This is a genomic window from Bacillus proteolyticus (assembly GCF_001884065.1).
GTDB lineage: Bacteria > Bacillota > Bacilli > Bacillales > Bacillaceae_G > Bacillus_A > Bacillus_A proteolyticus.
This window is the reverse complement of sequence record NZ_MACH01000085.1, coordinates 1-14,051: the sequence shown is the minus strand read 5'-3', so window position 1 is coordinate 14,051 and position 14,051 is coordinate 1. Positions and strand designations below refer to the sequence as shown.

Sequence of the window (14,051 nt, the reverse complement as noted above, 5' to 3'; positions counted from 1 at the left end):
GTGATTTAGAAGAAATAGAACATCTAATTTCGATCATGTCTCAGTATCATTCTGCATTAGCTTCTGAAATCGGACAGCTAGGTGAAGAATTTTGTGATTTCGGATTCGGATTTTATCCTTATGAAATCTTATTCTTGATCCATGTAAGGAAACAACTAGGGTTGCCAGTACCTACTCAATTCGATAATTTTCTGATGAATACTCCAGAAGCGAAATTGGTATTTGGAGAACGTGAGCAATACCAAGAATGGGACCCCATGCTTCAGATGATCGATCAATTTTATCGTAAAAACTACCCGGAATATATTCCTAACAAGCATGGAGAATTATTTCAATAAAAGGGAGGAAGCTAATATGCCTGATCAAGGGATAGCGCAGATTATATTTCCTGATAGCAAGGATTTGGAAACGTTTTTGAAGGAACAAGGAAGTTATGACTTACATGAAGACCTATTAAAATATGGATTGACGACGAAACAGTTTTTATACGTTGACTATAAAGGTGAGCAATACCAAGAAATTGTCAATTTTATTCTTGATTACGAATTTGCCCACCAAATTGAATTAGCAACACAAGAAGAACTCGAGAAATTAGAAGCATTTAATTATGAATTTTTACCTGAAAAGATTAAGGAGGCCAACAAAATACTGTCACCAAAGGGGTATGGACTATTTACATATCCAAACTCGGGCGACTTCTTCGCACTATTCATTGTAAAAATAGAGACTATAACAAAATTGCTGCAAGAAGAAGTGCTGCTTGATGATAGAATCCCTTTTCAAGAAAGGTGTATCAAGTATTATAGATAGACCGGTTTTGGTGCAAAAACCTCAAGGCAATTGCAATTTGGGGTATCGCCACATGCCCATCAACTTAAGAGTTTTATAACACCAAAAAAAAAAAATTGTACATTTTCACATGAAGATGTCAATTTTCTCGTTTTGAAGGTATTTGTATTTCTTAACTTGATAGTGATGTGGTGGGTCCTCTAAATCAGCATCTCCAAAACAAAGGGACGTGCAGAATTAAAAAGAACAGACTTTTCTTTTTTGAAAAGTCTGTTCAAAAATAAATAAATTCAAGTACTTACCATCCAAGCCAAACAGTGCCTTGGTGCCATAAACCATCTGAATTTACTAGAGTTACAACATAGTTTCCTGCTTTCATAGGACCAAAGTAATTATAAACATAATTACCACCACTCATTGGCCCTCCTGTTACATTATGGGTTACGGTGTTTCCTGATGATAAACTTTTTACTACAACTTTAAAATTAAAATTTTTATTATTTTGAATAGCTACTCCAATAGTTCCGTTGTCTGCTACAGATACAGTTTTTTTCACTTGAATTGATGTAGAAAAATTATAACTACCGGAATATCCCCAATCAAATGCTGCAGCTGCTTTTTCTCCAATAAGATTATTTTTATCAGAAAGACTTGGTACAAATGGTCTTTCGACTTCATTTGTATTTTCAACTATACTTTCAATTCTATCTGAAATAGGTTTTACTGTATCAGCAGATGCTGCACCAATCCCCCCAGTTAATGCAATACCTGTTGCTAATGCTCCGACTACTAATTTCTTGAACATAAAAAATCCCCCTTTAATAGTTTTGTAACTCATACCTCAAATGTATCATTTTTTACAAAAAAGAAAATATTTAGAATTTATAGAAATATTAGTTTTATTATTAAAAATATTCAGTCTTAAATTTATCAAAGTTAGCACTCATAAATTACTGTAAAATATTAAAATTTCCGTTTTTGGGATACTTGAAATTACTAGCTGGATAGCAATGGGGTACCGCCAGCATTTTGGAAAAAAACACGCTAAGCAAAAAATAAAATAAGCTACCCATATGGACAGCTCATTTACATAATTCTCGTTATTGGAAGTTATTGCAAACCCCTCCTGTTTGGAGGGCGGATCAATCTTTGTTTTGTTTTTCTAACAGGGGTCACCATATAAAAAAAATAAAATAGACTTTTGCAAGACTTTTGCAAGACTTTTGTAATACTTTTGCAAGTATTTTGAAAGATATATATATTAAGATGAACTTGTCAACATGAATTATAAGACTTTAAGTAAAATTTACTTAGTTTATAGAATGATAGTAATTCATTTATTACAAATACAAAAAAAATAAGAGTTTTATAATCTCAAAAGAGGAGTTAGTAATATGTTAAAAAACAATAAGAAGACTAAACAAATTTTATCACTTGCTATGATTGGAGCTATTGGTACTTCATTTGCATTCGCATCTCCAAGTTCAGCAAGTGCAGCTCAAATTAACCCTATCCAAAATATCGCAGTGGGAGAAGAAAAACCTTATATAGAAAATTGGGATGAGCCCTTCAAAAAGATGTTTAGCATGCTTCAAAATGGTGATGCACGATATAAGAACTTTAAAAACCCACAGTTTGTTCTTAATAAGGTTGTAAAAATGTCTGTAGAAGAAGATGGTTCTCCTATTACTAATGCAAAAACTCTATTCGTAGGGAAGACAATTTTCAAAAATGATTCAGATCATGATCAAACCTTTACTACAAATGAATTCTCAAAGACAATTGAGCATTCTATTTCTAGTTCCACTACACATGGATTTAACTTAGGAGTAACTGCTGGTGCATCGTTTGGTATTCCGGGTATTGGAGAGGGAAGTGTTGAAATATCTACTGAATATAATTTCTCAAATACAAATGAAAATACAAAGACCGAGAGTTATACTTATACCGCTAGCCCGCAAAATATTGTAGTTCCTGCACATTCAGCTGTAGAGGTTTCCGTAATTTTAAATACTGTTAAAATAAATGGAAATGTAGACCTTACCTCTACTATAACAGGAAAAGTTAATTATGAAGATGGTTCTCGAATGAGAAATAATAATCTTCAGGATTTATGGTATGATGCTTTTAGATATAGCACTAGCAGAACCGATGCTTTGAATGTAAGGCCTGTCTATAAGTATGAAGATGGTTTAACTGATAAAGTTACTTTAAAAGGAAAAGGTAAATACTCAGCTGAATATGGAACACAGTTCTCTGTAACTGTAAAACCTGTTGAAATGAAACCTAGAGCACTTGCTGTTACATCTAGCGGTACGGATGCATCTACTAATGAAGATTACACTGTTACTAACGAAGGTCACACTTATACAGTACAACCAGAAGTTAAAAAAGAAAACTAAAATACTTTAAAACTAAAAGCCCTCTCGAGTGAGAAGGGCTCTTTTTTATGCTTTGGTCCATTATCGACTTTTAGATAATGCACGTAATACAGGCTTTATGATTTTACTTATTAGGGGTCACCATACATGCCCATCAAGTTAAGGAGACGAATTTCCCCCAAAATGAAAAAACGTTATTCTTTCAGTAAAATACTTGAAAGGATAACGTTTTTTATGGTTCTCTCGCTTTCTGAATAAGCCCGTTGAATATGAATAACTGAGATATGTTTCACTCTTAAAATCACTGAATTACTTTTGAACTAGCACTAGGTCTAGCCAGGATTTCGCCTCATTGTACAAAATTGGATTGTTTTGCGGCGTGTAGTAGGCAAGGATTGCAACTGCCTGTGATACGACCCATCCGCGGGCCCTTGCCAATGTAGCATCGTCCGTACGGATAGCATCAAGGAACACATCGCGCGCCTCTGGCGAGTGCAACTTCCACGCGACCATTACATCACACGCAGGGTCACCTACGCCCATTGTCTCCCAATCAATCACACCGCTGATACGCTTATCACGTACGAGCCAGTTACGTACATCTAGATCGCCGTGATGCCAAACAGGAGGACCGTTCCATGGAGGCGCAGAAAGAGCCGACTCCCATACAGCAGACACCGCGGGATCGCCATTAAATCGTGCTAGCCAATATCGGAAGTCCTTGTCCCGTTGGGCCAAAGGAATGCCGCGTCCTAACGGCCCTCCCGTTGGATCGACTTGTTGCAGTGCTAGGACAAACCCTGCGAGATCGCGTGCTGCCTGAATCTCGTCAATCGCCTCTATCGGCACCGTTTCACCCCTCAACCACGAATGTATCTCCCAAAACCATGAGTATTCGTTATTGGGGCGCCCCTGAGCGATAGGTACAGGGATTTCAAGCGGAACTAATGGCGCGAGTTTTGGTAGCCATAAGAACTCGCGTCCTCCTGGTGTCGTCGGTCCTTCCCTTCTCGCTAGCCGAATGGAATATTCGTCGCCAAGTCGGAAAACGGCATTTACCGTTCCAACTGGCTCTACCTTACGAAGAGGCAACTCTGCCCAGCGGGGGAACTGATCGACAAGCAAACGACGCACAAGTCGCTCTTCAATTTCCAATTCGTCAGCATGCATCTTCTCGGACATCGTATGATCTCTCCTTGGTAGCTCTGACATAAACTTTTATTGGTGGAAAATTATAATAATGCTCCGTACACCAAAAGTCAAAAAGCCACACTTTTTCATTATAAAATGCAGTCACACCTTAAAAAATTAACTTCTCTTAATTTATTCAATTGTAACACAACTCCTATAGGGGTCACGTTACATTACTATCAATCTAAGATGAATTTATACCCATAATTCATAGAAAGCGTTATTCTTTTTGTAGAAATATACAGAAAGGGTGGCGTTTTTTATGGGTCTTTCGATTCAAGATGAGTTTCATTTGTTCGCTAAAGAACTACAGCGATATCTATCTCCACATATTCTTCAACAACTTGCACAAGAGACAGGTTTTGTAAAACGTAAAAGTAAGTATGGCGCACGAGATTTGGCTGCTTTATGTATCTGGATTAGTCAACAGGTAGCAAGCGATTCTCTCACTCGATTATGTAGTCAGCTTTATGCGAATACAGCTACACTTATGAGTCCAGAAGGACTTAATCAACGTTTCAACCGATGCGCCGTTTTATTTCTACAGCGTGTATTTTCCCTTTTAATCAAAAGCAAACTAAACGATTCGTCTCAAATCTCAAACCAATACACCTCTTATTTTCAACGTATACGTATTTTAGATGCTACTATTTTTCAAGTACCCAATCATTTGGCCCCTATTTACCCTGGTTCAGGAGGATGTGCACAAACAGCTGGTATTAAAATTCAGCTAGAGTATGATTTACATAGTGGAAAATTCCTCAATTTTCAAATGGAACCAGGTAAAAACAATGATAAAACCTTTGGCACAGAGTGTTTGGATACCTTACGCCCAGGAGATTTATGTATTCGAGATTTAGGATACTTTTCTCTAAAAGATTTAGATCAGATGGATCAACGGGGAGTATTCTATGTTTCACGGTTAAAATTAAATAATAGAGTATATGTAAAAAATGAATCTCCAGAATTCTTTCGGAATGGGACAGTAAAAAAGCAATCTTTATATGCTTTGCTTAACCTTGAAGATATTATGAATCAGATAAAACCAGGAGATACTTATGAAATTCAGAATGCCTATATTGGACAACAAAAATTACCCTCACGAGTTGTAATATATAGACTCACACCAACTCAAATTCATAAACGTAGGAAACAACAAACTTATGTTGAAAAGAAAAAAGGAGTTACATACTCTGAAAAGAGTAAACGTTTAACAGAAATCAATGTTTATATTACCAATATCCCATGGGAAGTTGTTCCGATGGAACAGGTTCATGATATCTACTCACTACGTTGACAAATAGAGATTGTATTTAAAACATGGAAATCTCTTTTTGGTATCAATCATTGTTACAATATTAAGCGAGAGCGTCTAGAATGTCATCTTTATGGACAGTTAATTGCTATTTTTCTTTGTTCTTCAACTATGTTCAAAATGCGACAGCTGTTACTACAGAAAAAACAAAAAGAATTAAGTGAATATAAAGCAATTTATATGATTCAAGATCATATGTACCTAGTATATGAAGCTATACAAAAAGACACCCAAGAAGTATCAAAAATTTTCCTTCGTCTGTTTGACCTCTTACAGAAAAACGGACGGAAATCCCATCGATATGAGAAAAAGACAGTCTTTGATATTTTAGGTGTCGTTTATCAGTTTACTGTATCCAATCTAAAGCAGAAAACTGCATAATCTTTAAAAATACACCGTATCAAGGTTTATTTGGTATGTGCATTTTTAAAAACAAATAAACAAATTATCAAGCATATAGGCAACAAGAACGGAAGTTCATGGGAGACCCAACCTTAGCTTGATGGGCATGTATGGTGACCCCTAATAAAGAAATCAATTGTGGGAAAATTAAACAAACGTTTGTTTAAAACATTTTGGCCATGAATCAATGTATGAGGTACGGGATTCAATTGTCCAGTTTGTTAAATTTCATGTTTATTATATAAATTTTATATAACAAAGAAAAAGCACCCGTTTTGGATGCTTTTAAATCTTTTCTATAATATAAACTAATGTCTTTTTTGATGGTGCATGATAAGAGTAACCTTGATTATTATGAACATATATTTCGTATTTACCCATCACTTTAAATCTTTCAGTTTCAGATTCACCGAACTTTGTTACAAAGTCGCATAAAATAGTTAAATCTTTTCTATTATTGCATAACAAATTAGAAATTTGTTTTTCGGTATATATTCCCCCTACCGCTAATTCTTTCAACATCTCACTATATTGCATAATTTCTCCACCTTCCCAATCTATTCATTCAACAGAAAACATGATTATCCTTTTATTCAAATGAACAAAAAGCCATCGCCGAAGTGACGGCTCTAAAGAAGATACGGAAGCTGATTTATATTTTGAAATGTATTGTAACCGTCAAGAAAAAATAAAGAAAGAGGAAGAAGAACGACAACGTATTCAAATACAGAAAGAGCAGTTATATAGAAAAAAGAACTATGGAACAAATGAGACTTGTATCATGTCTATATATTGAAACCATATTAAAAGTGAGGGCAGTTTTATGTTTATTCAAATAAATTTGAGGTGTGGAAATGGAACAGAAGTTTATTAAAAAATGTAATCATGATGAGCTTGACTATGTTATAAAAGACTATTGGCAAGATGTATGGAATTATTCATTTATTATTACGAAAGATCCACACTTATCAGATGACATCACACAAGATGTCTTTATAAAGGTTTTTAAACATTGGCATTCGTTTCGAAAGGAGTCATCTATTAAAACGTGGATATTAAAAATTACAAGAAATACGGCAATAAACTATTTGAAATCCTCTTATTTTAAAAGGATATCTTTAGTGGGATTTTTTAGTGACGATAAGCAATCTCCATCGGCAGAACGAGAATTTTTTAATCAAGAGGAAATGAATGAAGTGTGGGATGTTGTATTAAAATTACCTAAAAAACATCGTGAAATAATTATATTGGACGCGAAATATGAATTATCTTATGAAGAAATGGCTGAAACATTAGATGTATCAATTGGAACAGTCAAATCTAGATTAAGCCGAGCGAGAAGTAAGGTTTCAAAACTAATAGGGGAGGATAGAAGTGATGAACAGTAAAAAAAATCCTGATTGGTATAGCAAATTAAAAAACGGTCCAATGGAGAATCGTAAAGATGAAGAAGAATTTATTTATAAAATAAAGCAATCGATAGACCAAAATAGTGAAGTAGATTCTGCAACATTTAAGAGACCATTTCGTAAAAAAGTATTGCCTATTGTAGTTGTTTTGGTTTGTACAATGTTATTTTTTATTGTTCAGCAACCTTGGTTTGATGATAATAAATCACCGGTACAAAGTAGTACTCAAATTAAGTCGAAAACAAAAGATGAGTCTGATCAAGATCCCTCACTAAAACAATTTATGAATGATTTATATCGAAGTACAAATTCAAAAAATGAAAATGACCTTTATAGAGCGTTAAATGATGAAGTTCTATTTAAAGGGATTATGTATAAGAAGGATGAATTACAGCTTGATGATGATATTTTTCATGAGTTGCAAGTCGCCCTTACAATGGGGGGAGAATTTGTGAATGATACGAAGAAAGTTTACAAAGTGCCAAGTGGATCGACAGAAAGTAATCAATCAAATCAAGAACACTTTATATATGCAACTGTTACTGGAAACAAAACGAAAATTTTAGCTGAACCAAAACTAGAATCACAAGTTTTGTATGAAGTATCTAATGATATGGTAAAAGCTTGGATCCCGGAAAAATTGCAAAATGATGGATATATAAAAATATCGACTATTAACGGTGATACTACTGGATATGTACAAAAAAAGTATGTTTTAACTGATATTAAATATTCTTTCATGTTCGAAAAGAATCATGAAGGTATATGGAAAATAACGAATATAGAATCTATATGGTAAAAGAGGAAGGTTCACTTTAATGAACCTTCCTCTTTATTTTTATTCTCTTTTTGAAGAGTATCCCAGGAATCTAAAATTTTTGCTGTAACAAGAGCGGCACTATTCTTTTCTGAATTACCACCAGGAATAACAACAGAAATGGCGATTTGTGGATCTTTGGCAGGAGCATATGCAATGAAAAGAGAATGATTTATCACTCTTTCTTGCTCATTCGGTGAACCTGTTATACCCGTTTTACCTGCGACATCAAAGGGCAAGTTTTTAATCTCCTCTATATTGTGACTCATCCCACCTTGCACGACGCTCCAAAATTTCATCGGATATCGATTAGAACTTTCTAAGATTGGTTTAAACTTTTTTGAATCATTACCGTCATGATCAATAATGGCACTTACGATTTGAGGTTTATATTTATCACCTTTACTTGCCAAAGTTGCTGCATATTGTGCAAGCTGAAGAGGAGTGTGCACTTCATTTCCTCCCCAAGAAGCATTTAATAAAGCGGAGATTCCATTTTCAAACTTATTAGATGGATGAAATTCATATTTTCCGTCTTCTTCAAAGGGTAAATCGATCCCAGTTTTAGAACGAAGGCCGAATTGCATTAAATAATCTGTCCATATATGTGCTACTCTTTCTATATTCCCATTATTTTGGTTGAATAAGGGTAGCGCTACTTTTGCTGTCATAAATGTGTTAGATGAATTAATGATAGCCTGACTCGGTGTGATCTCACCTGTTGGCGTTCCAGGTGCATTCGTAATGTTATTTTGATTATCATACTGAAAAGTACCTTTATCTAAATAAGTATCTTCAGGTTGAAAAAGCTTTTCGTTTAATCCAATTAAAATAATAAGGGGCTTTATAGTAGAGGCCATATTTACATAAGAATCACCATACTTTAATTTTTGAATTGCTTTATTTTGCGACAATGATTTGATGTTTTCTTTTTTAGATGATACATGTGTATGTAATGTATTTGGATCAAAAACTGCTGAGTTGGCCATAGTTAAAATTGCACCAGTTTTTACATCGGTCACTACAGCATAGCCAGCATTAGCATCAGGTATTTTCTTAAGTTGAGATCTTAATGCTTCCTCTGTTTTTTGCTGCAATTTCGAGTCTAAAGCTAGCCGGACATCTTTTCCTTTTTGTACTTTTTGAATGTTCCATAAGAACTTTTTATTATTCATTTTAAAAATCAGAGTTTTTTCTGGTTTTCCTTTTAAATCATTTTCATATTGAAGCTCAATCCCACTTTTACCAACAGGTACATACTTAGAATGAAGGTCATTTTCTACATACCCAATTACTTGTGAAGCAATTTCGTGCTTTGGATAATATCGAATCCATTCATCTTTGATTATTACATTATTGGGTTTGTTCTTGTTTATGAATGTAAGTTCACTCTCATTTATGTCAGAGTATAACGGTATATCATTCATAGTCTGCTTTTTACAAGATTGTTGTAATTGTGATTTCATGTCCTCTTCAGAAATGTCATGTTGAAACTCGCTTGAAAATTGATTGAAAAAAGCTAATGTGTTTGATATATCTTGATTCGATAGCTCTTCATCATTAGAAGTGCAATATAGAGACTTAACTTTCTTATTTGTAGCTAGTATTACACCGTTTTGATCAAAAATTTTTCCTCTTTCAGCTGAAGAAGTTGCGATAATAATTGAAATGAAGTTGATTTTTAATAAAATTAGTAAAATCAAACCTACAATAGAAAGAACCGCTAAAAATCTCCATTTTTTTGTATGTAACATATAACCCTCCCTTATGTAGCCTATTTCATCTTATAGTTAATTATTTTTTTTGTAAATGTGGAATAATTTTATTACTTAGGTTGTCTATTAAGTATTACAGCATGAAGAAAGGAATAATCAGTATGAAAAGTTACTAGGGGTCACCATATCAAAAAAAGAAAATTGTACGTTTAGACACAATTTCATGTTTTGTACAGAAATTCTTTATTTAATTAATTTGTAGGTTGATACAGTTCCCCAAACAAAAAGAACTAAATAAAAAAGTCTTTGTAGGGGTACCGCCACATCGCTATCAACCTAAAGAATCAAAATCTCCCCATAACGAAAATTTTATTCATTATTGACTACTGATAATGAGTCATTATGTTAACCTGACATGAATATCCTATTCATCCAAAATTTCGCAAAATCACCCTTACTGATGGTACAATTAAAGTCATGGAGGGATATTATGTGGATTTATTATCTACCACTGTTTCTTATATTCAGCACTGCAATATTCTTATTTTTCTTGTCTAGTTCATCAAAAATAAAGGCTAAAAACCTATCATTGATAATGGTCTGTTTAGGGATAAATCTACTCATAAGTCCAGCGGCTTTCTTTATAGGCGGGATAGCTGATTATGCAGGTGTGGTGGCTAATTATGGAGCTTATGTTGCGGGCGATTCGACAACAGCACCTCCTCTAGTTAGTCATGTACTTTATTTTTTAGGAGGATTTCTCTTCATTCAGGGAATACCGCTTCTCCTACTACTTTTAGCTTTTTGGAAGTTTACAAGAGCAAAGAAAACAAAACAAGTATAGAAGCACATAACGAATAAGTGGGTGCCTTTTTAGAGGAGGGATCCGCTTTTTTCTTGCTATCAATAATGTTACGTTATGTTATGTAAAATTTAGATGAATATCCTCTGCAGCTAAATTTACTGTTGCTTTGGAATAAAGTTTGATAAAAATGAAGTTACAAACCTTTATTTAACAGCAACAACAAAAACTCCATTTTGAAAAAAAGATTGATCAAAATGGATTTACTCTTTTTAACTAAGTATGAGATTTTTATAAAAAAGTTTAATCAAAATTCACTTAGAATCTTTTACTTGAAGGAATAAGGCATCGCATCTTTTTTATGAACATCGTTAATTTAGAATAAATTTTGACCACATCTGTAATTACTTGTAAAATGTTATACATAGAAAGGTATTTTAGGATAAATATAGAAGTGGTATGTTTTTTAGTTTTAAAGGGGCTAAAGCGCATCTTTTTTATGTTTTGAGAGGGAGAATTGGAAAATCATATGAAGAATTTTAAAAAAAGTACAGGTAAAATTTTACTAGCATCTGGATTAGTAGTTTCTATGTCAGCTTGTAGTGTAACTAGTTTATTTGGAGACAAAGAAAAAACAAATGCTGAATCTAGTAAACAAGAAAGTAAGGAAACTAAGACAGAAGGAACAAGTTCGGCTAAGTCAGAAAGTAAATCATCTGAAACAAAGGAAAAATCAACTAACTCGAAAGAAGAAAGTAAAGATGTTAAGATGATTATGGTTTTACCTGAGGATTATCCACAACTTATGGTAGACATTGAACAAGATTTATTAAGACGATTAGATTATTATGATGCTTCTGTAAGAGATTGGAGAAAAGGTAGTAAATCAAATGCTGAGGTAAGAGATAGTATTAAAGACTTAGATAAAGTATTTGATAAACTAGAACGTATAGATGCACCTGGTAAATATAAGGAAGACCACAAAGAAATAGTAAAAGCTGTTCAAAAGTTAAGAGAGACTTTCAAGGAAATAGAACAGTTATTTGACTACTCAAAAACGCCTAAAGATACTGATGATGTAATCGTAGATAAAGCAAACAACAAATTAGATGAAGCAAAACGTATTTGGACTCCTATCTTCAATAAGTTAAAAGGAGAAGCAAAAGGTGGTACAGATACTTCTTCAACAAGCAATTCTTCAAGTAGTACTGATGAACCAAAACTAGCTAGTAATAATCAAGCTAAGACATATGATAACCAAGCTACAACTGGAATATTCAAAGGACAAATTGACACACCAGACTCAAGTTCAAGTAAATATAAGAATGTACAAAATAACCTCAAAGACGGTACTGAGGTTATCGGTAACTGGGCTATTGATTTAGGACAAGGGGTAAAAACTACTTTAGTACTAAAAGGAGATAAGACATTTGTTACATATGTAAATGGTTCTTATCCAAGTGAAGATAACATTTTAACAGGAACATATACTGTAGACCTTGCTTCAAAGCAGTTAACACTAGTAATGGATAAAGTAAAGAAAGACGGTCAAGAGACGAAGATACCGAATCCTGTTTATACATCTTATAAAATTGAAAACTACGATGGCAAAACATTACAACTATTCCACATAGACGAACAAGTAACAATTTGTTATGTAAAACAATAAATAATTAGCAAAAAACTCTGTAAAATGATTTTTACAGATGTAAGTTTGAATTAACGTTTGATTAGAAATATTGTATGCACCTTGATTTTACGCGAAACCCAAAGACTCCATTTTGAAAAAAGATTGGTTAAAATGGAGTCCTTTTTTGCTAATTAGTATAAAAATTTTATAAAAAAGTTTGATTGTTTTGTTATCCGTTATTTCACCAACGCCCCCGTTACTTTAAGTACGTTTCGTCACAATCTTAGTCGTTATAATGATTTTAATCATATATTCCCCATTCATACAAAAAATAATAGCTATCAGATTGTCCGAATATACAATCATAAACATACCCCTTTTGTACTTGTATTGTTTCAATATGACTTAATCTAATTAAGAGTTCTTTAATAACTTGTTCTGGTGCATTCACATCAGCTAAATCCCTTTTAAATCTACTTATAAAGTCATCTTTGTTTACTGACTCTATGCTAATACATACTCTTGAATAGTATGTATTAATCCAACCATCTTTTAGTGCCGTTAGCCATTGTTCGTCTGAAGGGTCTGGCTCATCACTAATATCCCATTCTTCTCCATCGAACAATTCCTTTTTAAATAGTGCAGAAAATGCCTCTTGAATATTATCAAATTGATCTTTTCTGGCGAATGTTAAGTCTACTTGCATTGCATATTCATCTCTAAATTCATATACATCAAATGATAATTTTGACAATCTTACATTTACAATTTGTCTGGCAAATAAATTGAGATCATCAAACAATTCTTGAATTTCTTTATTCATCATAATCCCCCCTTCTTCCTAAAGTTTTGATATTTTAATTATTGATGTGTAACTAATCTGCGTTGTTGGTTCACTAAGAAAAACAAAGTATAAGTAATTCCGGTCACTTTGAATTCCTAAATTGAAAGAGACAAAATATCACAACTTTTTTATAAACATCGTGACTTTATTTAAAACATCGCGTCTTTTTTATAAACGTCGTAACTTTATTTTAAATCCACAGCTACTGGCAATTTGTTATTTTATTTATTTCCCTGAAAGTAAACTTCTGTATATTAGTTTACTTTCAAGGATAGGAATAGCACCACATGCCCATCAACCTAATATTTTGGAGTACCTCTAAAAAATTCACATCAGATACAACAAAAGAGCCTTACCTCTGTAGGTAAGACTCCACTAGTATAGTTATATATATTTACATAACAATTAAGAAACTGTAAACATATAACACCAAGCATATAACACCAAGAAGCAGAACCCTAACATTCCGCCTACAGCTAATACCTGTTTAACCCAGCTCTTGAGTTTCAGATTACTATCAATCACTTGTATTCTTTCCATATCGTTTCCTCCTATTAAGGAGAACCCTTAAAGACTCTCACCTCGATATGGTACCATTAAAGAATGACTAATTGGGGTCTAATTTTTGTCTAAATGTATAATATCGCCCTATATGCAATATTGCATATAAGAATGTATTGATAAAAATGTAAGCGCTTACTATAATAAAAGCATAAAGATAAATCACATCTTAGCATCAACAACAGAGGAGGAAAT

At 33.4% G+C, this 14,051-nt stretch carries 13 protein-coding genes and 3 pseudogenes; 9 read left to right on the top strand and 7 right to left on the bottom strand.

Annotation, left to right across the window (positions count from 1 at the left end):
• Positions 1-338 (top strand): annotated as a pseudogene (locus BAQ49_RS13530) (hypothetical protein); the annotation flags it as partial.
• A 16-nt stretch (positions 339-354) separates the two neighbouring features.
• Positions 355-810 carry a DUF6630 family protein gene (locus BAQ49_RS13525; RefSeq protein ID WP_071745743.1) on the top strand — a complete coding sequence of 152 codons (456 nt, stop codon included), beginning with the start codon at positions 355-357 and terminating at the stop codon, positions 808-810.
• Positions 811-1,087: 277 nt separating this feature from the next.
• Here BAQ49_RS13525 and BAQ49_RS13520 read toward each other — a convergent pair whose 3' ends face one another.
• Entirely contained in the window at positions 1,088-1,594 is a 507-nt protein-coding gene (locus BAQ49_RS13520; protein ID WP_071745742.1) for a hypothetical protein, read from the bottom strand.
• A 589-nt stretch (positions 1,595-2,183) separates the two neighbouring features.
• Here BAQ49_RS13520 and BAQ49_RS13515 point away from each other — a divergent pair.
• Complete coding sequence (locus BAQ49_RS13515; protein WP_071745741.1) at positions 2,184-3,191, top strand: ETX/MTX2 family pore-forming toxin; 1,008 nt, start codon at positions 2,184-2,186, stop codon at positions 3,189-3,191.
• A 288-nt stretch (positions 3,192-3,479) separates the two neighbouring features.
• Here the strand turns inward: BAQ49_RS13515 and BAQ49_RS13510 are convergent, their stop codons facing one another.
• Positions 3,480-4,352, bottom strand: coding sequence for an aminoglycoside phosphotransferase family protein (locus tag BAQ49_RS13510; RefSeq protein WP_071745740.1), 873 nt, complete (start codon positions 4,350-4,352; stop codon positions 3,480-3,482).
• A gap of 271 nt (positions 4,353-4,623) precedes the next feature.
• Between BAQ49_RS13510 and BAQ49_RS13505 the strand changes: the two are divergent.
• A pseudogene (locus BAQ49_RS13505) lies at positions 4,624-6,057 on the top strand (IS4 family transposase).
• Between the two features lie 306 nt (positions 6,058-6,363).
• Here the strand turns inward: BAQ49_RS13505 and BAQ49_RS13500 are convergent.
• Positions 6,364-6,615, bottom strand: coding sequence for a hypothetical protein (locus BAQ49_RS13500; RefSeq protein ID WP_071745739.1), 252 nt, complete (start codon positions 6,613-6,615; stop codon positions 6,364-6,366).
• A 127-nt stretch (positions 6,616-6,742) separates the two neighbouring features.
• Between BAQ49_RS13500 and BAQ49_RS33910 the strand changes: the two genes are divergently transcribed.
• From BAQ49_RS33910 to BAQ49_RS13490, 3 genes are read left to right on the top strand one after another with little or no spacing between them, the layout of a single operon-like run.
• Positions 6,743-6,874: a hypothetical protein gene (locus BAQ49_RS33910; RefSeq protein WP_279626805.1), complete on the top strand. Its 132-nt coding sequence runs from the start codon at positions 6,743-6,745 to the stop codon at positions 6,872-6,874.
• A 58-nt stretch (positions 6,875-6,932) separates the two neighbouring features.
• The gene (locus BAQ49_RS13495; protein WP_071745738.1) at positions 6,933-7,466 is read left to right on the top strand and encodes an RNA polymerase sigma factor; all 534 of its coding nucleotides are present in this window, start codon (positions 6,933-6,935) and stop codon (positions 7,464-7,466) included.
• A complete protein-coding gene (locus BAQ49_RS13490; RefSeq protein ID WP_071745737.1) occupies positions 7,456-8,286 on the top strand; it encodes an anti-sigma factor in 831 nt (276 codons plus the stop codon). The genes BAQ49_RS13495 and BAQ49_RS13490 overlap by 11 nt, the downstream gene beginning before the upstream one ends.
• An 11-nt stretch (positions 8,287-8,297) precedes the next feature.
• Here the strand turns inward: BAQ49_RS13490 and BAQ49_RS13485 are convergent, their stop codons facing one another.
• A complete protein-coding gene (locus BAQ49_RS13485; protein WP_071745736.1) occupies positions 8,298-10,058 on the bottom strand; it encodes a peptidoglycan D,D-transpeptidase FtsI family protein in 1,761 nt (586 codons plus the stop codon).
• 204 nt (positions 10,059-10,262) lie between these two features.
• Positions 10,263-10,331, bottom strand: a pseudogene (locus BAQ49_RS34275) (DUF998 domain-containing protein); the annotation flags it as partial.
• Positions 10,332-10,509: 178 nt separating this feature from the next.
• On the opposite strand from BAQ49_RS34275, the gene BAQ49_RS13480 reads away from it, so the two are divergent.
• Positions 10,510-10,863 carry a hypothetical protein gene (locus tag BAQ49_RS13480; protein ID WP_071745735.1) on the top strand — a complete coding sequence of 118 codons (354 nt, stop codon included), beginning with the start codon at positions 10,510-10,512 and terminating at the stop codon, positions 10,861-10,863.
• A 475-nt stretch (positions 10,864-11,338) separates the two neighbouring features.
• Positions 11,339-12,490 (top strand): DUF3994 domain-containing protein, encoded by a 1,152-nt coding sequence (locus BAQ49_RS13475; protein WP_084667425.1) that lies wholly within the window; start codon positions 11,339-11,341, stop codon positions 12,488-12,490.
• A 262-nt stretch (positions 12,491-12,752) separates the two neighbouring features.
• On the opposite strand, the gene BAQ49_RS13470 is transcribed toward BAQ49_RS13475, so the two are convergent.
• Positions 12,753-13,277 (bottom strand): hypothetical protein, encoded by a 525-nt coding sequence (locus tag BAQ49_RS13470; RefSeq protein ID WP_071745734.1) that lies wholly within the window; start codon positions 13,275-13,277, stop codon positions 12,753-12,755.
• Positions 13,278-13,700: 423 nt separating this feature from the next.
• A complete protein-coding gene (locus BAQ49_RS33905) occupies positions 13,701-13,835 on the bottom strand; it encodes a hypothetical protein (RefSeq protein ID WP_279626804.1) in 135 nt (44 codons plus the stop codon).
• Positions 13,836-14,051 lie beyond the last annotated feature (216 nt).

Coding starts and splice junctions, on each gene's coding strand:
- BAQ49_RS13485 (WP_071745736.1), bottom strand. CDS start 10,058: ATGTTACATACAAAAAAATGGAGATTTTTAGCGGTTCTTTCTATTGTA.
- BAQ49_RS13525 (WP_071745743.1), top strand. CDS start 355: ATGCCTGATCAAGGGATAGCGCAGATTATATTTCCTGATAGCAAGGAT.
- BAQ49_RS13495 (WP_071745738.1), top strand. CDS start 6,933: ATGGAACAGAAGTTTATTAAAAAATGTAATCATGATGAGCTTGACTAT.
- BAQ49_RS13470 (WP_071745734.1), bottom strand. CDS start 13,277: ATGATGAATAAAGAAATTCAAGAATTGTTTGATGATCTCAATTTATTT.
- BAQ49_RS13510 (WP_071745740.1), bottom strand. CDS start 4,352: ATGTCCGAGAAGATGCATGCTGACGAATTGGAAATTGAAGAGCGACTT.
- BAQ49_RS13500 (WP_071745739.1), bottom strand. CDS start 6,615: ATGCAATATAGTGAGATGTTGAAAGAATTAGCGGTAGGGGGAATATAT.
- BAQ49_RS13515 (WP_071745741.1), top strand. CDS start 2,184: ATGTTAAAAAACAATAAGAAGACTAAACAAATTTTATCACTTGCTATG.
- BAQ49_RS13520 (WP_071745742.1), bottom strand. CDS start 1,594: ATGTTCAAGAAATTAGTAGTCGGAGCATTAGCAACAGGTATTGCATTA.
- BAQ49_RS33910 (WP_279626805.1), top strand. CDS start 6,743: ATGTATTGTAACCGTCAAGAAAAAATAAAGAAAGAGGAAGAAGAACGA.
- BAQ49_RS13490 (WP_071745737.1), top strand. CDS start 7,456: ATGAACAGTAAAAAAAATCCTGATTGGTATAGCAAATTAAAAAACGGT.
- BAQ49_RS13480 (WP_071745735.1), top strand. CDS start 10,510: ATGTGGATTTATTATCTACCACTGTTTCTTATATTCAGCACTGCAATA.
- BAQ49_RS33905 (WP_279626804.1), bottom strand. CDS start 13,835: ATGGAAAGAATACAAGTGATTGATAGTAATCTGAAACTCAAGAGCTGG.